This window comes from Streptomyces sp. SS8, assembly GCF_054072955.1.
Window position 1 is genome coordinate 128567 of the sequence record NZ_JBSVCZ010000014.1, and the last position, 20574, is coordinate 149140.

Sequence of the window (20574 nt, forward strand, 5' to 3'; positions counted from 1 at the left end):
CCGGACAGGGGGCCCGGCACGGGGAGGCGAACGGAGGCGCGGGTCAGGCGGCCCGGCCGGTGAGCTCGTATCCGGCCTCGTCGACGACCTCGGCGATCCGGGCGTCGTCGGGCGCGCCGACGGTGTTGACGGTGACCCGGCCGGCCGCGACGTCGACCTCGACGTCCAGTACGCCGTCGAGTTCGCCGATGACCTTGGTCAGGGTGGCCTTGCAGTGACCGCAGGTCATGCCGGAGACCGCGTAGACCGTGGTGGTGCCCTCGGCGGTGGCGGTCTGGGTGGTGCCGGTCGAGCAGCTTCCGTCGGGGGTGCAGCAGGACGACATGGTGTTCCTCCGGGAGATCTCGTTCATACCCCAGGGGGGTATTTCTGGTGTCGTCATGTATACCCCCCTCCCCTATGTTTGGCAAGTCCTCGCCGTTCGCTTGCATATACCCCTCGGGGGTATATGCTTCCGTAGCGGGACCTGAATGGGCAGGCCACGTTCGAGGAAGGTGAGAGCACCATGAACACCGGGCTTAAGATCACCGCGTTCACCGCCGCGCTCGCGGCCGCGTTCGGGGCGGCGTACGGAGTGGGGAACGCCGTGGACCCCGTCTCCACCGAACCCGTCCACGCGGCGCACGCCGACCACGGAGCGGGCGCGGGACACGAGGACACCGCGCCGGGGCGCGGGGGAGGAGAGGGCGGACACGGGGAGACGCAGGCCGGCGGCCTGCGGATCTCCGAGGGCGGCTACACCCTGGACCTGGACACCTCACGCGTGAAGGCGGGCGAGGAGACGGAGCTGAGCTTCACCGTCCGGGACGAGGGCGGACGACCGCTCACCTCCTACCGCACCGAGCACGGCAAGCAGCTCCATCTGATCCTGGCCTCGCGGGACCTGGCGGTCTACCGCCACCTGCACCCGAAGCGGGCGGCCGACGGTACCTGGAGCGTCCCGGTGGACCTCCCCGCCGCCGGCGACTACCGCGTCTTCGCCGACTTCGTCCCGGCCGCCGAGGGAGCGAAGCCCCTCACCCTGGGCGCCGACCTCGCCGCCGTCGGCGAGTACGAGCCGAAGAAGCTCCCCGAGCCCTCCCGCACCGCCACCGTCGACGGTTACACCGTCACCCTCGACGGCTCCCCGCGCCCCGGGGCGACCGGAACCCTCGACCTGAAGGTCGCCAAGGACGGCCGTCCCGTCACCGACCTCCAGCCCTACCTCGGCGCCTACGGCCATCTGGTCGCCCTGCGCGCCGGCGACCTCGCCTACCTCCACGTTCACCCGAACGGTGAGCCCGGCGACGGCGCCACCGAGCCCGGACCCACCGTCTCCTTCGCCGTCACCGCCCCCGGCAGCGGCTCCTACCGCCTCTTCCTGGACTTCAAGCACGAGGGGAAGGTGCGCACCGCCGCCTTCACCGTAGCCGCCGACGGAACGGCGAAGACCGGGAAGAAGGCCGGGGAGGAGAAGGGCGACGGAGACGACGGCACACACCGGCACTGAACCGGCGCACCCGGCCGCGGACGGCCTCTCGCCGGGCGGCGGCGGGCCCGCCGGCGCGACACCCGGCCCGCCGCCCGCCCTCGTCGTGCTGCTCCCGGCCGGCCGGTTCCTGTGCACACTGTGGCGCACCCGCCGTGCGCAGCGTCGCCATCTGGACCTGCTCGCCGTGCTCGGCGGCCCGTCCTGTGAGCACGACGCGGTGATCGTCGACCACGACACCCCGGCCGTCTACTGCCTGCCCGGGCGGTCCCGCCGGGTGGTCGTCGCCCGGGGGCGCTCAGGGCGCTCAGGGCGCTCTCCCGGGAACAGCTCCAGGCGGTACTCGCGCACGAGCGGGCCCGCATCGCCGGACGGCACCATCTGTGCCACGCGGCGACGGAAGCGTTCGGGAGGACCTTCCCCGGGCTTCCGCTCGCCCGGCACGCACGGGAGCAGACCGCTCTGCTGCTGGAGATGACCGCGGACGACAGGGCACTGCGCCACCACTCCCGGGAGACTCTGGCGGCCGCCATGTACGAGGTGGCGGCGGGGCGGACGCCCCGGGCGGCCTCCGGGGCGGGAGGATCCGGCGCGGCGGTCCGCCTGTACCGGCTCCTCACCCCCGAAGCGGGGCCGCGCCGCGCGACGCGGCTGGGTATCGCCGCCGGATCCCTCGCAACCATGCTGCTGCCGCTGCTCATCGCCTGCGGCCCGGCCCTGGGCTGACCGGCCGCGGCGGCCGGGACCATCGGCCCCTGCGCCGCGGCCGGCGCGGAGGCATGCTGGCAGTGGGCGGAACGCCGGAGCGGACGCGCCGAACGCGGCAGCCACGCCGGCCGGCCCGGGAGGTGACGGACGATGATGTTCTGGAACGGCCACGGCGTCAGCGGCTGGGAGTGGTTCGCGATGTCGGCCGGAATGCTCCTGTTCTGGGTGCTGGTCATCACCTCGGCGGTCCTGCTCTTCCGCGCCCTGGACCGTCCCCGGGAGAGCCCCCGCACGCCCGGGGGGCCCGGCGCGTCCGGGGAGTCCTCCGCCGAGCGGCTTCTGGCCGAGCGGTTCGCCCGCGGCGAGATCGACGAGGAGGAGTACAGGGGCCGTCTGGCCGTTCTGCACTCCTCCGGCCCGCCCGCGAAGCCCTGATGGGGGCGGTGGCCCGCGTTCCCGGGCCGGTCCGCAGCGCGGCGGAGGAGCCTCGGCGGTAACCGAGAGTGCTGGATCTGTCGCTGTGCGGAATGAATCGCTTCTCGCGGGGTACCGGCGTGCGGACGCCCCGCTCGGCGCGAGCCCGGGGCGGACGGCTGCGGACGGACGTCGGGCGAGGAGAAGATGCGCGAGTTCCTGGACCTGGGGGCGATGCTGCTGCTCGCGGTCGGCGCGGTCGCCGCCCTGCGCCTGCTCCACCGGCTGACGGCCGTCCGGGAGGAGCCGCTGCTCGCCGCGCCCTACCTCTCCGGGAACATCCCGGACGAGCACGCGCTGTCGCGTTTCCACGCCCGCTGGTACGCGCTGACGCTGCTGTTCCTCGCCTTCGACGTCGAGATGCTCTTCATGTACCCCTGGGCCGTCGTCGTCGCCGAGGTCGGGACGGCGGCCGTGGTGGAGATGTTCGTCTTCCTCGGCCTGCTCGTGTGCGGCGTGGTGTACGCCTGGCGCGAAGGGGCCCTGCGATGGGCCTGAGCACCGTTCTGCGGAACCTGTCGGAGCGCCTGGCCGCACCGGCCGCCCGCGCCCCTCGTGTCCTGCTGGTGGCCTGTCCCGGTGCCACGGCCGTACGGCTGGCGGCGGAGGCGGCCGTGACCGGGCTCGGCGGGCGCCCGGCCGGCTCGCCCGCGGAGGCGGACGTCCTGCTCGTGGCGGGAGAACCGTCCGAGGAGATGAGGGCCGCCACCGACACGTTGTGGGGGCAGATGCCGGAGCCGCGCGTGCGTGGGGAGGTGACGCGGCCCCGGGACGCCGAGGCTGTACTGCGTGGCCTCCTGCCCGTGCTCGCCGGTCCCGGGCAGGAGGCGGAGGCGGCGCGGCGGAGCGACGAGTGGGGGCGGGGCGGGGGAGAGGGCGGACGGGCGGGGGAGGGCGGGCGCGGTGAGAACGGGGGACATGGGGAGGACGACCACCGGGGACACGGTGGTGACCACGGCGGCGGTCACGGCGATCAGGCTGACCACGGCGAGCACGGGGGCGGTCACGGTGGCCACGAGGGCCTCGGCGGGACGCGGACGCCCGGCGGGCTGATGATGGCCGACCGCGCCGAGGACCGCGACGGCCTGAAGCTGGACGTGCTGCACGTGCCGCTGGGGCCGGTGCTGCCCGGCTGGCCCGCCGGTCTGGTCGTCGACACCGTCCTGCAGGGGGACGTCGTACAGCGGGCCGAGGGCCGGGTACTCCCCTCCGCGGGGCCGGGCGGCCCGCCGTTCTGGCATGCCGAGGACGATCACCCCGTGGCTCCCGGGGCCCGTACGGCCGCCTGCCATCTGGACTCGCTGGGACGGCTGCTCGCCCTGGCCGGCCGGGAGGACGCCGCGGCCGGGGCCCGCCGGTTGCGCGACCGGCTGCTCGCGGGCGAGCCGGTGGAGGAGGTCCGGGCGGACTTCGGACCGTGGCGGCGGCGGGTGGAGCGCTCGCGCGCACTGCGGTGGACGACGGACGGCATCGGCGTGCTCGCCCCGGCCGACGCGGTGCGGCTGGGTGTGAGCGGCCCCGCCGTACGGGCCCGGCCGCCCCACGACGCGACCGCGCGGTGGCTGCGGTGGCTGGTGGAGACGGGCGAGGCGCTGGCCGGCGGGCAGGCGCCCGGCGGAGGCCCACGCGGCCACCGGGCCCCGGACGGCTCCCCGCCCTCGCGCGGCCTGCTGGAGGCGGCCGTCGAACTGATGCCGGGTCTGGAGCTGTCCGCCGCCCGGTTGCTGGTGGCCAGCCTCGACCCCGACCCTGACGAACTGGCCGACCCGGGCGAACCGGCCGGGCCGGAGCACGGGGAGGCCGGGGACGAGGCGCGGGGCGGGGAGACGCGGAAGGACCCGCACCGGGACCACCACGGCCACGGCGAGCACGGCCACGGCGGTGGAGGAGGTGGTGGGCGGTGACCGTCACCGGTGCGCCGGCCTGGGCGGTGGTGCCCGCGGCCGCCGTCCTGCTGGCCATGGCACTGGCCGCCGCCGTGCTCGACGCCCTTCTCGACACACCGGCGGCCGGTGGCGGAACGGCGGCCGAGCGCGGCCGGAGGTGGTCGCGCCCGCTGGCCGAGTCGGCGCGGCTGATGCGGCAGCGCGGCCGGAGCACGGTGGCGCCGGACCGGCTGCTGTGGCGGATCGGCACGGCCGGACCGCTGGTGGCGGCCCTGCTGATGGCGGCGGTGGTGCCCGTGGGGGGAACGGTGGTGGCCGACCTGCCGGTGGGCATCGTCTGGTTCAACGCGGTGGACATCGCCCTCTGGGCGGCCGTGTGGCTGGCGGGCTGGGGGCCGAACAGCGTGTATCCGCTGGTGGGCGGCTACCGGTTCGTAGCCCAGGCGCTCGGCTACGAGCTGCCGCTGATGTTCGCGCTGACCGCGCCCGCGGTGGCGGCGCAGAGCCTGAACGCGGGCGAGGTGGTCCGAGCCCAGCAGGGGGTGTGGTTCGTGGTGTGGATGCCGGTGGCGTTCGTGGTGTTCCTGGGCGCCGTGGCCGCCTTCGGCATGTGGGGGCCGTTCTCCTCCCCGGTGGGCCGCGACGCGGCCGGGGGAGTGCTGGCGGAGGCGGCCGGGGTGGACCGGTTGCTGCTGCTGGCCGGGCGGTACGCGCTGGCGGCGGCCGGGTCGGGGATGGCGGTCGCGCTGTTCCTGGGCGGCGGCTCGGGTCCGTGGCTGCCGGGCTGGCTGTGGTCTCTGGTCAAGACGCTGGCCGTGCTCGCGGTGCTGGTGGTGCTCCGGCGCCGGCTGCCGGTGCTGAGTCCCGAGCGGATCGTCCGGACCGGCTGGCTGGTGGCGCTTCCGGCGGTGCTGCTGCAGGTCCTGGTGGTGTCCGCCGTCATGGTGGCGAAGGGGTGAGGTGAGGTGCAGACCGCGCTGTTCTGCGTGCTGGCCGTGGTGGCCGTCGCCTCGGGGGCCGCGGTGTTCACGGTGGACTCCATGGCCCGGGCCACCTACGCCCTGGCCCTGTCGTTCGTCGCCGTCGGCGCCTCGCTCCTGCTGCTGGACCTGGCCTATCTCGGTGTGGTGACGATCCTGATGATGGTGATGGAGATGGCGATCATGGCCGTCTTCATGGTCATGTTCATGATGAACCCGGCCGGTCTCGTGCCGATGTCGATGCTGCACAACAAGCGCGGGGCGGCGGCCGTCTCCGGCGGGGTCTTCCTGGCCCTGGGAGCTGTCGCGCTGCTCGTCCCGTGGCCGGAGCGGCGCGGCGCCCCGCCCGCCGATCCGACCCGTGCGGTGGGCGAGGCGATCATGGGCTCGAAGATGCTGGTGATGACCGGCGTCGGCACGGTGCTGTTCACCACCATCGTGGCGGCCCTCGTCCTGGCCGTCTCCCGCGGCCGGTACGGCGGCGACGAGGGCGCGCGGGAGGGGCACAGCGAGGACCGCGGCCCGCACGGCGGCCACGACCGTCACGGCGGGCACGCCGGCCACGGCACGCGCGCGGCCTCCTCACCGCGGGGGGACGCCGCATGACGCTGGAACCGTTCCTGCTGCTGGCCTCGGCCCTGTTCGCCGTCGGGATGTACGGGGCGCTGAGCCAGCAGTCCGTGGTGATGGTGATGATGGGCCTGGAGCTGATGGTCAACGGCGTCATCGTGGCGGCGGCCGCCTTCTGGTACTTCCTCGCCCCGGCGGCCCCGGACGGACAGGTCCTGGTGCTGGTGGTCATCGCGGCCATGACCGTGGACATGGCGATGGGCTTCGCCGTGGTGACCCTGCTGTTCCGTACGAGGGACGCCGACATGACCGACATGGCCGCGGAGCTGAAACGGTGAGCGGGCCGGGTGCGCCGCTGCTGTGGTCCCTGGTGCTGCTGCCCGCCGTGACCGGGGGCGTCCTCGCCCTGTCCGGCGGCGGACGCCGCACCGCCGGGACGTACGACCGGCCCGGCGGGACGGGGCGGGCCGCGCCCGCCGTCGCGGTGGCCGCCGCGGCGGCCACCCTTGTCCTGGCGGTCGCCGCCGCCCTCGTGCGGCCCACCGCGCGGGCCGGATTCGTGGCGGGCGGGCCGCTGGAGCTGGCGGTGGACGGGCTGTCGGCCGCGGTGGTGGTGACGGTGGCGGCGGTCGGTCTGCTCGTGCTGGTCTTCGCCGCGGGCGGCATCCGCGCCGAGCGGCCCCGCTTCTTCGGCCTGATGCTGCTGTTCACCGCCGCCGTCCTGGTCACCGCCACCGCCACCACCCTGACCGCCCTGCTGCTGGCCTGGGAGGTGATGGGCGCCGCCTCCTACGCGCTGATCGCCTTCCGCTGGCGCGAGGACGCCCCCGCGTCGGCCGGGACGACCGCCTTCCTCACCACCCGCGCGGGCGATCTCGGGCTGTACCTGGCGGCCGGCGCCGCCCTCGCGGCCCCGGCCGGGGGAACCGGCGCCGGCGACCGGCTCGCCCTGGGCGCCCTGGCCGGCCTGGACGGCCCGTGGCTGCACCTGGCCGCCGCCGGGGTGCTGCTGGCCGCCTTCGGCAAGGCCGCCCAACTGCCCTTCTCCTTCTGGCTGTCCAGGGCGATGCTCGGCCCGAGCCCGGTCAGCGCCCTGCTCCACTCGGCCGCCATGGTGGCCATGGGCGGCTATCTGCTGCTGCGGCTGCGCCCGCTGCTGGAGTCCGCCGGCTGGGCGTCCGGCGCCGCCGCCTGGGGAGGTGCGCTCACCGCGCTCGCCCTGGGCGCGGTCGCCCTGGCCCAGCGGGACCTCAAACAGCTCCTGGCCGCGTCCACCGCCGCCCAGCTCGGCTTCGTCGTGCTGGCGGCCGGAGCCGGGAGCGTGGCGGGCGGCACCGCCCACCTCGCCGCCCACGCGGCGGTCAAGTCGCTGCTCTTCCTGGCCGCCGGGGTGTGGCTGGCGGTGCTGGGCACCGAGGACCTGGGCGCCCTGCGCGGGGTCGCGCGCCGGGACAGGGCGACCGGCCTGCCGTTCGCGGTGGGCGCGCTCGCCCTGGCCGGGGTGCCGCCGCTGTCGCTGTGGGCGACCAAGGACGAGATCCTGGCGGCGGTGGAGTCCCCGGCCCTGTACGGGGTGGTGCTGGCCGCCTCCGTCCTGTCGGCCCTCTACGCGGGGAAGGCGCTCGGCCTGCTGCTGGCCTCCGGACCCTCCGGCACGGCCGTACGGGAGCCGCAGGAGAGGACCTCCGGACCGCTTCGGACCGCGCCTTCGGCCCTCCTCGCCACCGGAGCCGCCGTGCTCGGCGCCCTGGCCCTGCCGCCACTGGCCGGAGAGCTGAAGCGGGCGGTCGGGGCACCCGGTGAGCCCTCGGCCGGCGCGGCCACCCTGGCCGCCACCGCCATCCTCGCCCTGGCCGCGACGGCGACCGCCGCCGCCTTCGCGCCCCGGCTGCCGGAGCCCGCCTGGGCCCGCGCCTGGCTGCACCTGGAGACGGCCGCGCACACCCTCGCCGTACGTCCCGCGCTGGCCGCCGCCCGCGCCCTGGCCCGCTTCGACGACACCGTGCTGGACCGCGCGGTCACGGGGACCGCCGCGGGAGCGCGACGCCTGGCCTCGTGGGCGTCGGCCGCCGACCGCTCGGGGGTGGACCGGGCCGTCCGGGGCGTCGCCGACGGCGCCCGGTACCTGGGCGAGCTGGCGCGCCGCCCGCAGACCGGACAGCTCCACCAGTACTACGCCCAGGCCCTGGTCCTGCTGGCCGCGGCCGCCGTCCTGCTCCTGCTGCTGAGGTGAGCATGCTCTCGCTGACCGTCTTCCTGCCGCTGCTGGCCGCCGGCCTGGTCCTGCCGGCCCGGCGCGGCCTGCCCGAGGCGGCCGTGCGGTGGCTGTGGGTGGCGGTCTCGGCAGCGGAACTGGGCCTGGTGGCCGTGCTGTGGGCCACCTACGACGGTCCGGACATCGGCCACGAGACCGACCGGCCGTGGATTCCCGGCGCGGGCGCGGGGTACCACATCGGCGTCGACGGGCTCTCCCTGCCGCTGCTCGCCCTGACCGCCACCGTCTTCCTCGCCTGCGCGGTGTACTCGCTGCGGGACCGCCGCGCACAACGCGGCATCCGCCGCTTCGCCGCCCTCTTCCTGGCGCTCGAGACCACCTGCCTGGGCCTGTTCGCCGCCCTGGACCTGATCCTGTTCTTCCTCTTCTTCGACCTGTCGATCGTCGGCATGTACCTCGTCATCGCCGGCTGGGGGCACGGGGAGCAGGCCGCCCGCTCGGCGCTGAGGTTCTTCCTCTACACCTTCGTCGGATCCCTCGCGCTGCTGCTGGGCTTCATCGGGCTGTACGCGGCCTCGGACCCGCACACCTTCGACATCACCGAACTGACCGCCGCGCCGCCGCTGGAGGGCGGCGGCGCGGCGGGAGCGCTGGTGCTGCTGGCCATCGCCGTCGGACTGGCCGTCAAGACCCCCACCTTCCCCTTCCACACCTGGCTGCCCCCGGCCCACACCGACGCCCCCGCCGCCGGATCGGCCGTCCTGGCGGCGGTCCTGCTGAAGATGGGCACCTACGGCTTCGTGCGCATCGCCATGCCGATCCTGCCGGGGGACTGGCGCGCCTACGCGAGGGTATTCGTCGCCGTCGGCGTCGTCTCCGTCCTCTACGGCGCCCTGGTCGCCCTGGCGCAGAGCGACTTCAAACGGATGGTCGCCTACACCAGCGTCAACCACATGGGCTACGTCCTGCTGGCCCTTGGCGCGGCCGGAACGGCCGCCGGCGCCGACGGGGCCGCCCGCTCCACCGCCGTCACCGGTGCGGTGGTCCAGATGGTCAGCCACGGACTGATCACCGGGGCCCTGTTCCTGCTGGCGGGGGTGCTGATGGAGCGCGGCGGAACCTATGAGATGGGCGCCTGGGGCGGACTGGCCGGACCCATGCCGCGGTTCGCCGCGCTGACGGCCGTAGCCGCCTTCGCGAGCCTGGGCCTGCCCGGCTTCAGCGGTTTCCTCGCCGAGTTCCAGATCTTCGCCGGGAGCCTGGGGGCCGTACCGGTGGCCACCGCGCTGGCCCTGCTGGGCATCCTGGTCACCGCCGGGCTGTTCCTGCGGGCGCTGCACCGGCTCCTCCTCGGGGCCCGGCGCGAACCGGAACCGGCCGGCGCCGACCTGCGCCCGGCCGAACTGCTTTCCGTGGCACCGCTGCTGGCGCTGTCCCTGCTCATCGGCGTCCTGCCCCGATGGCTGCTGGACACGATCGAGCCCGCCGCCCGTACGGCCGTGGAGCTGGTCTCCCGGTGAGCGGCGCGGAGCGGGCGGGACCCCCGGGCGGAGGACTCCAGGGAGGTGGCGGTGACTGACATGCACAAGGAACCGCTGGCCCTCCTCCCGGAGATCCTGCTGCTGTTCGGCGCCGTCGCCACGCTGCTGGCCGGCTCCTTCCTGCCGCGCCGGCGCCAGTGGGCCGCCCGCGCCGGGGCAGCCGCCGCACTCGCGGCCTCCCTCACCGCCGCGGTGGTCCTCGCGCCCGGGGGTGACCGCACCGTCTACGCCGGCACCTACGCCCTGGACGGCGCCACCGACGCGGTCCGCGTCATCGTCCCCGCCGCGGCCCTGACCGTTCTGACACTGGCCTCGGGGCGGGTGCGCGGCGACCGGCGCGAGACCGAGTTCTGCGTCCTGGTGCTGCTCGGCTCGCTCGGCGCCGTGCTCCTGGCGGGTGCGTCCGACCTGCTGCTGCTGGCCGTCGCCTATCTGCTGGCCTCCATCCCCCTGTACGCGCTGGCCGGCTGGGGGCGCGACGCACGCGGCGCCGAGGCCGCGCTGAAGCTCTACCTGCTCGGTGTGCTGCTGGGCATCACCATGCTGCTGGGTACCGCCGTCCTGTACGGGCTGGGCGGCGCCACCGACTACGCGGCCCTGGCCGACGGGCTCCCCGGTGCGCCCAGAGCCGCTCTGGCGGTCGGGACGGTGGCGCTGCTGGCCGGCCCGCTGTTCAAGGCCGGTGCCGTCCCCGCCCACTTCTGGGTGCCCGACGCGGCGTCGGGGGCGACGGTGCCGGCCGCCGCGTTCCTCACCACGGTCCCCAAGATCGGCGCGCTGGCCGCCCTGTACCGGGTGCTCGCCGTCCTTCCCGAACAGGCCCTGCAGTGGCGGGTACTGCTGGCAGCCGTAGCGGTGGCGACCATGACGCTGGGCAACCTGGCGGCCTTCGCCCAGAGGGACCCGCTGCGGCTGCTGGGCTACTCCACCATCAGCCAGGCCGGCTACCTGCTGATGGCGGTCGCCGTCGCCGGACGTGCCGAGGCCCTGCGCTCCCTGCTGCTCTACCTCGCGGCCTACGCCGTCACCAACCTCGGCGCGTTCGCCGTCGCCGCGGCGCTGCCCGCCTCGCGCACCCTGGAGGCGTACCGCGGACTGGGGCGGCGCAGGCCCCTGCTCGCAGCCGCGCTCACCGTCTGCCTCCTGGGCCTGGTGGGCACCCCGCCCACGGCGGTGTTCATGGGCAAGCTGACGGTCTTCTCCGCCACCTGGGACGGCGGCATGGCCTGGCTGGCCGTCGTCGCCGCCGTCAACACCGCCGCCAGCCTCTTCTACTACCTGCGCTGGATCGCGCCGGCCCTGTCGATCCGCGGTCCCGGCCGGTCCCCGCAGGACGCCGCACCGTCCGGGGAGGACGGGGAGCGGCAGGAGGGGACGGCGGCCGCCGCCGAGCCCGAGCGCTGGGCGGCGGGCACGGCGGTGGCCGCCGCGTCGGCCACCCTGGTGCTCGGCGCGGGCGCGGGATGGGTGCTCGGCGTCCTCTCCGACACCCTCGTGCGGTGAGGCGGCCCCGAGGGGGCGGCTTTGCGGTGCAGGGGGCGGGCGGCCAGCGCGGCGGGCGCCGGCGCGCCCGGGGGGCGCTTCTTCATCCGTTCGCACCCTCCGGGAGGGATTTCTCCGCGACCGGACTGGCCAACGTATACCCCCCGGGGGGACCTTTTCGGCGCTCGGATACATACCCCCCTCCCGTACAGGGGTGTGTGATGTCCTCTGCCCCGCCCTCGCCCAATCCCCGGCACTGGAAGGCGCTCGGGCTGGTCGCGCTGGCCCAGTTCATGGTGATCACGGACACCTCGATCATCGGGGTGGCCCTGCCGCAGACGCAGGCCGATCTGGGCTTCTCCCAGGAGAATCTCTCCTGGGTCTTCAACGCGTACGTCATCGCCTTCGGCGGGCTGCTGCTGCTCGGTGGCCGGCCGCTTCCTGCCGGCCTGCCTCCTCGCCGCCATGGCGCACCGAGTGCGGGGCCCCTCCCCTCCCGCCCGGAGGAACGGCTGCTCCTGACCGCCTCCCGCGCTCCGGCACAGGCCACGCCGTTCGCGAGGTGCGGTCGGGGCGCCCTGCCGGACTTCCGGGGGCCGGCGGCCTGTCTCCGAGCGGGCCGGCCATGTACCGGGAGAGCCTGCGGAAGGCGTGCGGGCGCCGTTCCGGCCTCCGCTCACCCGCGGCCGTACGGGGCCGGCTCGCCGAGGGGCCGGAACCGGCGCGACGAAGCGGGCTCAGCGGCCCTTGACGCGTTCCACGGCCGCGACGCCGCCGGCGGCCAGGGCGATCTGGACGGCCAGCTCGATCCAGTCGACACCGCGGGTGTCCGCCACCCCCAGCCCCGTGGCGATGGCGGTGCCGACCAGTGCCGCGAGGATGCCCACTCCTATGGTCAGTAGCACCCCGGTGTGCTGACGGCCGGGCAGGGCGAGTCGCCCCAGGACGCCGATGACGATGCCGATCACTACTGCGCTGACGAGTCCGGAGATCTCCATGCTGTCCCTTCCAGGGCTCGGTTCGCTGTGCGGACGCCGCCCCCGGGGCGCCGACGTGCTCGCCCGGGAGGCGGGTGGGGCTTATTACAGGTCGAACTCGTGGGGCGGCAGGTCGAGCGCGTAGCAGGCCTCGCGGACCAGGGCCCGCTCGGTCGCGTCGAAGTCGCCGTCGGCACCCCCGATGACGATGCCGATCTGGATCACGGCGCGGGCCTCGGCGGGCTTCTTCCTCGCCTTGGCGACCTCCTGCATCACGCTGACCTTGCCCAGTTCGAAATCGGCGGTCAGCGTGTCCAGATATGTCTCGAAGCGGCGGTGCAGATCGTCGGCGGGGAAGTTCTTCAGCACCTCGTTGCCGGTGATCAGGTGGGCGACGCGCCGGCGCTCGGCCGGGTCGATCGTGCCGTCGGCCGCCGCGACCAGGGCGCACATCGCCATGGACGCGTCGCGGAAAGCGCCGCTTTTGAGGTCGTTCTTCTTCGCTTCCAGTTGAGCCTGCATGGTCTGGGCGGATTCCTTGATGCGGTCCCACAGGGCCATGTCCACTCCATCCGTCGCCGAGATCCGGACCGCGAAGGCGCGGCCCGGGAGTCAGACTATCTTCTACGATCCTGTAGAAACAAAGGGTGGACCGCATGGCCGGGCCCTCCGCGTCCCTGTCCGGACGGACGAGGCGGGAAGACCGGCCCGCCCGCTTCCCGCCGCGGCGCAGGCGGCGCGCTCGGCTCTCCCGCGACGGGCCCAGGGCGCCCCCCGCCCCGGCGGGTGCCGTGCGGGACTGCCCGGACTGCCGCGCTCCCGGCCCGTTTTGGAGCGCGGCGGCGGAGATCAATAGGATCCGCCGATGATCAGAAAACAACGGTCGGCGATGGGCCTGGGAGCCCTGCTCGCCGTACTCGCCGCCGGGCTCGCGTTCCCGGCCGGGGCGGCCGCCGACGAGACCACCGCGGACGCGCCGAAGGTCAACCTGGTGATCGACGTCAGCGGTTCGATGCGCGAGCGGGACATCGACGGACAGTCGCGGATGGCCGCGGCCAAACAGGCGTTCAACGAGGTGCTGGACGCCACCCCCGAGGAGGTCCGGCTCGGCATCCGCACACTCGGAGCCGACTACCCCGGCGACGACCGGAAGACGGGCTGCAAGGACACCGCGCAGCTGTACCCGGTCGGCCCGCTGGACCGCACCGAGGCCAAGGCGGCTGTGGCCACGCTGACGCCGACCGGCTGGACACCGATCGGGCCGGCCCTGCTGAAGGCGGCCGACGACCTCGACGGCGGCACCGGCTCCAAGCGGATCGTGCTGATCAGCGACGGAGAGGACACCTGCGCCCCGCTCGACCCGTGCGAGGTCGCCCGGGAGATCGCGGCCAAGGGCATCGGCCTGACCATCGACACCCTCGGCCTGGTGCCGAACACGAAGATGCGGCAGCAGCTCAGCTGCATCGCCGAGGCCACCGGCGGCACCTACACCTCGGTGGAGCACACCGACGAGCTCACCGAGAAGGTCAACCAACTGGTGGAACGGGCGGCCGACCCGGTGGTGACGCCGGTGGCCGTGGAGGGCGCGGCGCGGTGCGCCGACGCGCCGGCCCTGGAGTCCGGCCTGTACACCGACCGCGAGGAGTTCGGCCAGGAGCGCTGGTACCGGGTGGACGTGGCGCCCGGTCAGGAGCTGCGCGCCTCGGTGAGCGTGGCGGCGGACCGGGCGGTCGCCCCGGACTACGGGGTGCTGCTGCGCGCGGTCACGGTGCACGGCCGGGAGATCGTACGCGGTGAGGCGGCCGGCAACGGCCGCACCGACGTGATCTCCACCGGTCTGCGCTACCCGAAGCCGGACGGCGACGGCGACGGCGGCGGCGAGGATGCCGAGGCCGGGACGGAGACGGTGTGCCTGCGGGTGACGAACTCCTTCTCCGCGGCCTCCGGAGTCAAGACCAGCCCCGGTCTGCCGCTGGAGCTGACCGTGGACGTGGTCGACGGCCCGTCGCAGGCCGCTGATGTGGCCTCCTTCGGGCTCGGCCGCGGCTGGTGGCTGCTCGGTGTCCTGGTGGTGGCCGGCTTCCTCGCGGGTGTGCTGTGGGGCTGGCTGTCGCGTTGGCGTGTCGCGGTGTGGAGGACCAACTGATGCGGATCACACGCGTGGTGAGTGCCGCGCTGCTGACACTCGGCCTCGCGGCGGGGCCCGCCGCGGCCGACTCGACACCGTCGGCGAGCCCGTCCGACGACGGCGCGGCGCCCACGTCGGCGGGCACGTCGTTCCGTACGGCGACGGAGATCGACCAGGGGCGGACGGCGACGGCGAACGCCTCGGCCGGTGACTACCTGTACTGGTCGTTCCCGGCCGACACCGGTCAGCGCCCCACCGTGCAGGCGACGGTGAAGCTCCCCGCGGAGCACGCGGCGCAGACCTGGCAGATCGACGTCTACGACGGCCTGAGGCGCCGTCAGGCGTGCCAGTACGGCGCGCAGACCCGCACCGCCGCCACGGGCACCGAGTCGGTGGAGCTGACGTGCGTGCTGCGCACGGTGCGGGCCTGGTCGGAGCCGTGGGCCAACGACCCGCTGCCGGGCACCTACTACCTCCGGCTGACGGCGGTGGGCGTACGGACGGCCGATCTCGGGCAGCCGGTGGCCGCCGAGGTGCGGGTGGAGTCGGAGGACATGGGCGGGGCGGCGGCCGTGGACGGCCGGCTGGCCGAGCCGCTGATACCGGGCGTCGCGATGACGCAGCGACAGGACGGGAACGAGGACGAGGAGGAGTCCGGGGCTTCGGCGGTGCTGTCGGCCATCGAGCCGGACGACGGCTGGTCGTCGGGCCGGTGGTCCGACCGCTGGGTGTGGACGGCTTCCGGCGCGGTGCTGGCGGCGCTCGCGGGCATCGGGGGATACGCGCTGACGCGGGGTTCAAGGCGCCCGCGGCACGTGCCGCCCGGCGCCTGAGGCCACCGGGGCCCGCCGCCCCCCTCACGCGGCGGGCCCTTCCCAGGGTTTCCCCGGCGGGCCTTCCGCCGGGGAAACCGATGTGTTCCCGGCCGGCACCGGCCGCCGTGCGGCCCCTCTCCGGCCCTGCCGCCGGTGCCGGGTGGACGGAGCGGCGCGATGTTTCGCACCGGACGGCACGGTTACCCAGGCGATGACCCGCCGCCCCCGGAACGGACGGGTACCGGCTCCGCCACCGGCCGCGGGGAAGGGCGTCCACGGTGACGCGACGGCCGGGCACTTCCAGGACACAGGGAACGGAGAGACGAGTGGCGAACACGAAGGTGGCCGACTACGTTCTGCGGCGGTTGCGCGAGTGGGGGGTGGACCACGTCTTCGGCTACGCGGGAGACGGCATCAACGGTCTGCTGGCCGCCTGGGGCCGGGCGGGGAACAGGCCGGAGTTCGTCCAGTCCCGGCACGAGGAGATGTCGGCCTTCCAGGCGGTGGGGTACGCGAAGTTCTCCGGCAAGGTGGGGGTGTGCGCGGCGACCTCCGGCCCCGGGGCGATCCACCTGCTCAACGGCCTGTACGACGCCAAGCTCGACCACGTACCGGTGGTGGCGATCGTCGGCCAGACCGACCGCAGCGCGATGGGCGGCTCCTACCAGCAGGAAGTCGACCTGCACACCCTGTACAAGGACGTCGCCTCCGACTTCTGCGAGACGGCGACGGTGCCCGAGCAGCTGCCCAACCTCATCGACCGGGCGATCCGCACCGCCTACGGCCGGCGCACGGTGACCGCGGTCATCATCCCGGCCGACGTGCAGGAGCTGGAGTACACCCCGCCGGGCCACGAGTTCAAGATGGTGCCCTCGAGCCTCGGGCTGGGCAGGTCCGCGCCGGTCCCGGCGGACGAGGACCTCGCGCGGGCGGCGCAGGTGCTCAACGCCGGCGAGAAGGTGGCCGTGCTGATCGGCCAGGGCGCCCGGGGCGCGCGGAGCGAGGTCGAGCGGACCGCCGACGTGCTCGGCGCCGGAGTGGCCAAGGCCCTGCTGGGCAAGGACGCCCTGCCCGACACGCTGCCCTACGTCACCGGCGCCATCGGACTGCTGGGCACCCGGCCCAGCTACGAGCTGATGCGTGACTGCGACACCCTGCTGGTGATCGGCTCCAGCTTCCCGTACACCCAGTTCATGCCCGAACTCGACCAGGCGCGCGCGGTGCAGATCGACGTCGACCCGCACATGGTCGGCCTGCGCTACCCCTTCGAGGTGAACCTCGTCGGCGACGCGCGCGCCACCCTGGAGCGGCTGCTGCCGCTGCTGCACCGCAAGGAGGACCGCGCCTGGCGGCACACCGTCGAGGAGAACGTCTCCCGCTGGTGGGAGGTGATGCAGCGGCGCGCCGCGCTGGAGGCCGACCCGGTCAACCCCGAGTACGTGGTGCACGCGCTGGACGGACTGCTGCCCGAGGACGCCATCGTCACCGCCGACTCCGGCTCGGCCGCCAACTGGTACGCCCGCCACCTGCGCCTCAGGGGCGGGATGCGCGGCTCGCTGTCGGGCACGCTGGCGACCATGGGGCCGGGCGTGCCCTACGCCATCGGTGCGAAGTTCGCCCACCCCGACCGGCCGGCCATCGCCCTGGTCGGTGACGGGGCGATGCAGATGAACGGCCTGATGGAGATGGTCACCGCCGCCAAGTACCGCTCCCGGTGGTCGGATCCGCGGCTGATCGTGTGCGTGCTGAACAACCGGGACCTCAACCAGGTCACCTGGGAGATGCGGTCGATGAGCGGCGCTCCGCAGTTCGAGGAGTCCCAGCACATCCCCGACCTGCCCTACGCCGAGATCGCCACCCGGTTCGGGCTGGACGGGGTGCGTGTGGAGAAGCCGGACGACGTCCGGCCCGCCTGGGAGCGGGCGCTGGCGGCCGACCGTCCCTTCGTCATCGACGTGCGCACCGACCCCGCCGTGCCGCCGATCCCTCCGCACGCCACCTGGGACCAGATGGGAGCCACCGCCTCCGCGATACTGCGCGGCGACAGCGACCGGGGCTCGATGGTCCGGCAGGGGGTCAAGGCCAAGGTGCAGGAGTTCCTGCCCGGCGGCAAGCGTCCCGAGGAGGAACAGGGCGGGTGAGCGCCCCGCCCACCGCGCTCCACGGCACCGGCCCCGGCAGCGGACGCCGGGGCGGAACCTCGGGCGGCCCGTTCTCCGCGGTCACCGGCGTCCTCGTGCTCGCCGGGGGCCTGGCCCGGATCAGCCCTGTCCGGGCGTACGGCCCCTACCGCCCCGACAAGGTCTCCTTCGGATCCCAGCCGGACTGGTGGGTGGGGTTCGAAGGAGGGCTCGCCGCGGCTGATGCCCGGGACGGAGACGACCGTGCCGAACAGCACGTGGTGCGGATGTGCCACCACGAAGCAGGAGTCGGTCGCATGCCGGTCCAGCGGCGCGGAGACCCCTGTTTCGGCGATGGGTCCCAGGGCACCCGCGACCCGTTCGGCGTACACGGGCCGACCGAGGACCAGGAGGGCTCATGAAGGCTGTCGTGTGGCACGGCGTCGGTGACATCCGGGTGGAGGAGGTGCCGGAACCGAAGATCCACGAACCGTACGACGCGATCGTGCGGATCACCTCGTCGGCGATCTGCGGGACCGACCTGCACTTCGTGCGCGGCACGATGCCGGGCATGAGGGAAGGGCGGATCCTCGGCCACGAGGCCGTCGGGATCGTGGAGGAGGTCGGCGCGGGCGTGCGGAACTTCCGCCCGGGCGACCGGGTGGTGGTGCCCTCCACAGTCGCCTGCGGAACGTGCAGCTACTGCAGGGCCGGCTACTACGCCCAGTGCGACAACGCCAACCCCGGCGGGCGCCGGGCGGGCACGGTGTTCTTCGGCGGTCCCGAGGCGGCCGGCGGTCTGGACGGGCTGCAGGCGGAGTACGCCCGCATCCCGTACGCGCACGTCGGGCTGGTGCCGTTGCCGGACACCGTCGACGACGCGCAGGCGATCCTGCTGTCCGACATCTACCCCACGGCGTGGTTCGGCGCGCGGCTGGCCGAGATCGGTTCCGGTGACACGGTCGCGATCCTCGGTGCCGGCCCCGTGGGCCAGTCCGCGATCGCCTGCGCCCGGCTCCAGGGCGCCGGGCGCATCATCGTGGTGGACGGCGTCCCCGACCGTCTCGACCTGGCCCGCGACCAGCACGCCGAGACGGTCGACTTCAACGCCGAGGAGCCCGTCGAGGCGGTACTGGACCTGACCGGCGGCATCGGCGTGGACCGGGTGATCGACGCCGTCGGCGTCGACGCGCAGCGCCCCGCCCGCGGCCCGGCCGCCGAGGCCCTGGCCGGGCAGGCGGAGGAGTTCGACCGCGAGCGCGACGAGATCGCCCCCGAGCAGCGGCCCGACGGCGACACCTGGGTCCCCGGCGACGCGCCGTCGCTGGCGGCCCGCTGGGCGGTGCGGATGGCGGCCAAGGCCGGCACCGTCGGAACCATCGGGGTCTATCCGCCGCAGGTGGAGCACTATCCGTTCGGTGAGGCGTTCATGAAGAACCTCACCCTGCGGATGGGCAACTGCAACCACCGCCGCTACCTGCCCCGCCTGGTCTCCATGGTCGCCTCCGGCGAGCTGGACCCCACCCCGCTGCTGACCCGCTGGGCCGAGGTGCCGGACGCGGTGGAGGCGTACCGGACGTTCGACCGCCGGGAGTCGGGCTGGACGAAGGTGGCCCTCGGCCCGGGCGGACAGGGCTCGGTCGCACCCGGCATGGGGGAGGCCGCGGGCACCGGAGCGGCCACCACCGCGGGGACCGGGGAGACGGGGAAGCGGTGAGCGTGAGGGCGGCGCACCTGGGGAGAAGGCCCGGGAGGCCGGCGACTTCATGAAGGCGTTGTCGCTGAAAGCGGAACCTCGAAGGTCGATGCCGGCCATGCCGTGAGGGGTGCCTCGTGCGGAGCCGGTACGCACGGCGCGGAGCCCCGTCGCCTGGGTGAGCGCGTCCTTCACGCGCGGTCCTGACTGGCTCCGCCGCCGCCCGTCGAGGTCGTCGCCGCCCGGGAGCGGGGGATTCGGCGAGAGGGAGCGGCTGACCGAGGGCAATCGAGGAGGCCGGGCCGCCGCTGGGAGGCGGCACCGGACCCTTCGAGTGGTTGAACCGCCCCTGCGGACGGGCGATGTCCTGGCCTTCCACAGCGGACCGCTCACCGCGGTGGTGCGGAACGCCGAACGGGACCTGGAGCGGATGTGCGAGGGCGCCCGCACCCCGCGGGCGACCACCGCCCCGCCGCCCGGCAGGGCGCGGGGCACGCGGGGTTTTATCCGCTGCGGCGGAGGCGCGCGCCGAAGGCCCCGAGGGCGTCCCGGAAGCCGGCCGGCTCGTCGACGGTGAAGTCGGCGTCCAGGAAGGCGAGATCCGGGAGCAGCCACTGCCAGGTGTCGAGCATCAGGACGGCCCTGGTCCGCCGGTCGCCCAGGGCGACGAGTTCGGCCTCCCGGTACCTGAACGCCTCGGCGACGGCGGGCAGGGGCGCGTCCACGGTGACGACGACGCGCTCGCGGTGCTTGTTGAGCCCCTGGCGCAGGTAGTCGAGCGCGGTCTCGGCGGGCAGGGGTCTGGGCGTGTAGGTGCTGGTGGAGGTCCTGAGGCGGGTGATGCGGTCGATGCGGAAGACGCGCCAGTCGTCCTTGTGGGTGTCCCAGGCGAGGAGGTACCAGCGCAGGTTGTGGTGGACATGGCGGTAGGGGGCGACGCGCCGGGACGTGGCCGAGCCGTCCCTGCCGGCGTAGTCGAAGGTGATGACGAGGTGGTGCTGGATGGCGTCGGCCAGCGCGGCCAGGACGTCGGCGCTGACGCTCGGGGCGGGGGCGGCGTCCGTCTCCAGGCTCGTCCGGAGGTGGGCGGCGCGGTGGCGCAGCCGCTTGGGAAGGTACTGGTCGACCTTGCCGTAGGCCCGGGTGGCGGCCTCGTCCACGCTGCCTTCGGCGGCACTGCCGGTGGAGGCGAGGGTGGCCAGCCCGAGGAGGGTCGCGATCGCCTCGTCGTCGTCGAGCGCCAGCGGAGGCATGGCGCTTCCCGCGGCGAGTCGGTAGTGGCCGCCGGGGCCGGGCTGGGTCTTGACGGGATAACCGTAGCCGCGGAGGCGGTCGACGTCGCGCCGCAGCGTCCGGGGACTGACGTCGAGCCGCGCCGCGAGTTCCTCGCCGCTGAACGCGCGCCCGGTCTGGAGCGTGGCCAGCAGGGCGAGGATGCGCTGGGTGACATCCGCCATGCCCCCATTCTCACTCCAGTCGCGGTCAGAATGCGACCACATCTCTTCGTAGCCTTG

General features: G+C 74.4%; 20 protein-coding genes and 1 pseudogene. 17 read left to right on the forward strand and 4 right to left on the reverse strand.

The window, feature by feature from the left end:
* Positions 1-43: 43 nt before the first annotated feature.
* On the reverse strand, positions 44-325 hold the full coding sequence (locus tag ACW69E_RS15780; protein ID WP_457498910.1) for a heavy-metal-associated domain-containing protein: 282 nt from the start codon (positions 323-325) through the stop codon (positions 44-46).
* Positions 326-505: 180 nt separating this feature from the next.
* Here ACW69E_RS15780 and ACW69E_RS15785 point away from each other — a divergent pair, with 180 nt between their 5' ends.
* From ACW69E_RS15785 to ACW69E_RS15840, 12 genes and pseudogenes are all read left to right on the forward strand, one after another.
* Entirely contained in the window at positions 506-1489 is a 984-nt protein-coding gene (locus ACW69E_RS15785) for a hypothetical protein (RefSeq protein ID WP_457498877.1), read from the forward strand.
* A gap of 453 nt (positions 1490-1942) precedes the next feature.
* On the forward strand, positions 1943-2194 hold the full coding sequence (locus ACW69E_RS15790; protein WP_457498878.1) for a hypothetical protein: 252 nt from the start codon (positions 1943-1945) through the stop codon (positions 2192-2194).
* 132 nt (positions 2195-2326) lie between these two features.
* Positions 2327-2611 (forward strand): SHOCT domain-containing protein, encoded by a 285-nt coding sequence (locus ACW69E_RS15795; protein ID WP_457498879.1) that lies wholly within the window; start codon positions 2327-2329, stop codon positions 2609-2611.
* Positions 2612-2797: 186 nt separating this feature from the next.
* Positions 2798-3148: an NADH-quinone oxidoreductase subunit A gene (locus ACW69E_RS15800; protein WP_457498880.1), complete on the forward strand. Its 351-nt coding sequence runs from the start codon at positions 2798-2800 to the stop codon at positions 3146-3148.
* The gene (locus ACW69E_RS15805; RefSeq protein WP_457498881.1) at positions 3139-4554 is read left to right on the forward strand and encodes a hypothetical protein; all 1416 of its coding nucleotides are present in this window, start codon (positions 3139-3141) and stop codon (positions 4552-4554) included. Before ACW69E_RS15800 ends, ACW69E_RS15805 begins: the two co-directional genes overlap by 10 nt.
* The gene (locus ACW69E_RS15810; RefSeq protein ID WP_457498882.1) at positions 4551-5495 is read left to right on the forward strand and encodes a complex I subunit 1 family protein; all 945 of its coding nucleotides are present in this window, start codon (positions 4551-4553) and stop codon (positions 5493-5495) included. Before ACW69E_RS15805 ends, ACW69E_RS15810 begins: the two co-directional genes overlap by 4 nt.
* A 6-nt stretch (positions 5496-5501) precedes the next feature.
* Entirely contained in the window at positions 5502-6122 is a 621-nt protein-coding gene (locus tag ACW69E_RS15815; RefSeq protein WP_457498883.1) for an NADH-quinone oxidoreductase subunit J, read from the forward strand.
* Entirely contained in the window at positions 6119-6424 is a 306-nt protein-coding gene (nuoK, locus tag ACW69E_RS15820) for an NADH-quinone oxidoreductase subunit NuoK (protein WP_457498884.1), read from the forward strand. Before ACW69E_RS15815 ends, nuoK begins: the two co-directional genes overlap by 4 nt.
* Positions 6421-8319: a proton-conducting transporter transmembrane domain-containing protein gene (locus tag ACW69E_RS15825; protein ID WP_457498885.1), complete on the forward strand. Its 1899-nt coding sequence runs from the start codon at positions 6421-6423 to the stop codon at positions 8317-8319. Before nuoK ends, ACW69E_RS15825 begins: the two co-directional genes overlap by 4 nt.
* 2 nt (positions 8320-8321) lie before the next feature.
* Positions 8322-9821: a complex I subunit 4 family protein gene (locus tag ACW69E_RS15830; protein ID WP_457498911.1), complete on the forward strand. Its 1500-nt coding sequence runs from the start codon at positions 8322-8324 to the stop codon at positions 9819-9821.
* A 60-nt stretch (positions 9822-9881) separates the two neighbouring features.
* Positions 9882-11345, forward strand: coding sequence for an NADH-quinone oxidoreductase subunit N (locus tag ACW69E_RS15835; protein ID WP_457498912.1), 1464 nt, complete (start codon positions 9882-9884; stop codon positions 11343-11345).
* A 200-nt stretch (positions 11346-11545) separates the two neighbouring features.
* Positions 11546-11758: pseudogene (locus ACW69E_RS15840) on the forward strand (MFS transporter); the annotation flags it as partial.
* A 303-nt stretch (positions 11759-12061) separates the two neighbouring features.
* Here ACW69E_RS15840 and ACW69E_RS15845 read toward each other — a convergent pair.
* Both ACW69E_RS15845 and ACW69E_RS15850 read right to left on the reverse strand, forming a co-directional pair.
* Entirely contained in the window at positions 12062-12322 is a 261-nt protein-coding gene (locus tag ACW69E_RS15845; protein WP_457498886.1) for a GlsB/YeaQ/YmgE family stress response membrane protein, read from the reverse strand.
* 84 nt (positions 12323-12406) lie between these two features.
* Positions 12407-12862 carry a tellurite resistance TerB family protein gene (locus ACW69E_RS15850; RefSeq protein WP_457498887.1) on the reverse strand — a complete coding sequence of 152 codons (456 nt, stop codon included), beginning with the start codon at positions 12860-12862 and terminating at the stop codon, positions 12407-12409.
* A 304-nt stretch (positions 12863-13166) separates the two neighbouring features.
* Between ACW69E_RS15850 and ACW69E_RS15855 the strand changes: the two genes are divergently transcribed.
* The 5 genes from ACW69E_RS15855 (at position 13167) to ACW69E_RS15875 (ending at position 19081) form a co-directional block, all read left to right on the forward strand.
* Complete coding sequence (locus ACW69E_RS15855; RefSeq protein WP_457498888.1) at positions 13167-14447, forward strand: VWA domain-containing protein; 1281 nt, start codon at positions 13167-13169, stop codon at positions 14445-14447.
* Positions 14447-15262, forward strand: coding sequence for a hypothetical protein (locus ACW69E_RS15860; protein ID WP_457498889.1), 816 nt, complete (start codon positions 14447-14449; stop codon positions 15260-15262). Before ACW69E_RS15855 ends, ACW69E_RS15860 begins: the two co-directional genes overlap by 1 nt.
* Positions 15263-15570: 308 nt before the next feature.
* Positions 15571-17385, forward strand: coding sequence for a thiamine pyrophosphate-requiring protein (locus tag ACW69E_RS15865; protein ID WP_457498890.1), 1815 nt, complete (start codon positions 15571-15573; stop codon positions 17383-17385).
* Positions 17382-17786, forward strand: a complete 405-nt coding sequence (locus ACW69E_RS15870; protein ID WP_457498891.1) for a hypothetical protein — start codon at positions 17382-17384, stop codon at positions 17784-17786. The genes ACW69E_RS15865 and ACW69E_RS15870 overlap by 4 nt, the downstream gene beginning before the upstream one ends.
* Positions 17783-19081, forward strand: a complete 1299-nt coding sequence (locus tag ACW69E_RS15875) for a zinc-dependent alcohol dehydrogenase (protein ID WP_457498892.1) — start codon at positions 17783-17785, stop codon at positions 19079-19081. The genes ACW69E_RS15870 and ACW69E_RS15875 overlap by 4 nt, the downstream gene beginning before the upstream one ends.
* A gap of 482 nt (positions 19082-19563) precedes the next feature.
* Here the strand turns inward: ACW69E_RS15875 and ACW69E_RS15880 are convergent, their stop codons facing one another.
* Positions 19564-20517: a helix-turn-helix transcriptional regulator gene (locus tag ACW69E_RS15880; RefSeq protein ID WP_457498893.1), complete on the reverse strand. Its 954-nt coding sequence runs from the start codon at positions 20515-20517 to the stop codon at positions 19564-19566.
* Positions 20518-20574: the final 57 nt, after the last annotated feature.

Coding starts and splice junctions, on each gene's coding strand:
- ACW69E_RS15845 (WP_457498886.1), bottom strand. CDS start 12,322: ATGGAGATCTCCGGACTCGTCAGCGCAGTAGTGATCGGCATCGTCATC.
- ACW69E_RS15800 (WP_457498880.1), top strand. CDS start 2,798: ATGCGCGAGTTCCTGGACCTGGGGGCGATGCTGCTGCTCGCGGTCGGC.
- ACW69E_RS15880 (WP_457498893.1), bottom strand. CDS start 20,517: ATGGCGGATGTCACCCAGCGCATCCTCGCCCTGCTGGCCACGCTCCAG.
- ACW69E_RS15875 (WP_457498892.1), top strand. CDS start 17,783: ATGAAGGCTGTCGTGTGGCACGGCGTCGGTGACATCCGGGTGGAGGAG.
- ACW69E_RS15830 (WP_457498911.1), top strand. CDS start 8,322: ATGCTCTCGCTGACCGTCTTCCTGCCGCTGCTGGCCGCCGGCCTGGTC.
- ACW69E_RS15780 (WP_457498910.1), bottom strand. CDS start 325: ATGTCGTCCTGCTGCACCCCCGACGGAAGCTGCTCGACCGGCACCACC.
- ACW69E_RS15795 (WP_457498879.1), top strand. CDS start 2,327: ATGATGTTCTGGAACGGCCACGGCGTCAGCGGCTGGGAGTGGTTCGCG.
- ACW69E_RS15790 (WP_457498878.1), top strand. CDS start 1,943: ATGACCGCGGACGACAGGGCACTGCGCCACCACTCCCGGGAGACTCTG.
- ACW69E_RS15860 (WP_457498889.1), top strand. CDS start 14,447: ATGCGGATCACACGCGTGGTGAGTGCCGCGCTGCTGACACTCGGCCTC.
- ACW69E_RS15850 (WP_457498887.1), bottom strand. CDS start 12,862: ATGGCCCTGTGGGACCGCATCAAGGAATCCGCCCAGACCATGCAGGCT.
- ACW69E_RS15785 (WP_457498877.1), top strand. CDS start 506: ATGAACACCGGGCTTAAGATCACCGCGTTCACCGCCGCGCTCGCGGCC.
- nuoK (WP_457498884.1), top strand. CDS start 6,119: ATGACGCTGGAACCGTTCCTGCTGCTGGCCTCGGCCCTGTTCGCCGTC.
- ACW69E_RS15835 (WP_457498912.1), top strand. CDS start 9,882: ATGCACAAGGAACCGCTGGCCCTCCTCCCGGAGATCCTGCTGCTGTTC.
- ACW69E_RS15855 (WP_457498888.1), top strand. CDS start 13,167: ATGATCAGAAAACAACGGTCGGCGATGGGCCTGGGAGCCCTGCTCGCC.
- ACW69E_RS15805 (WP_457498881.1), top strand. CDS start 3,139: ATGGGCCTGAGCACCGTTCTGCGGAACCTGTCGGAGCGCCTGGCCGCA.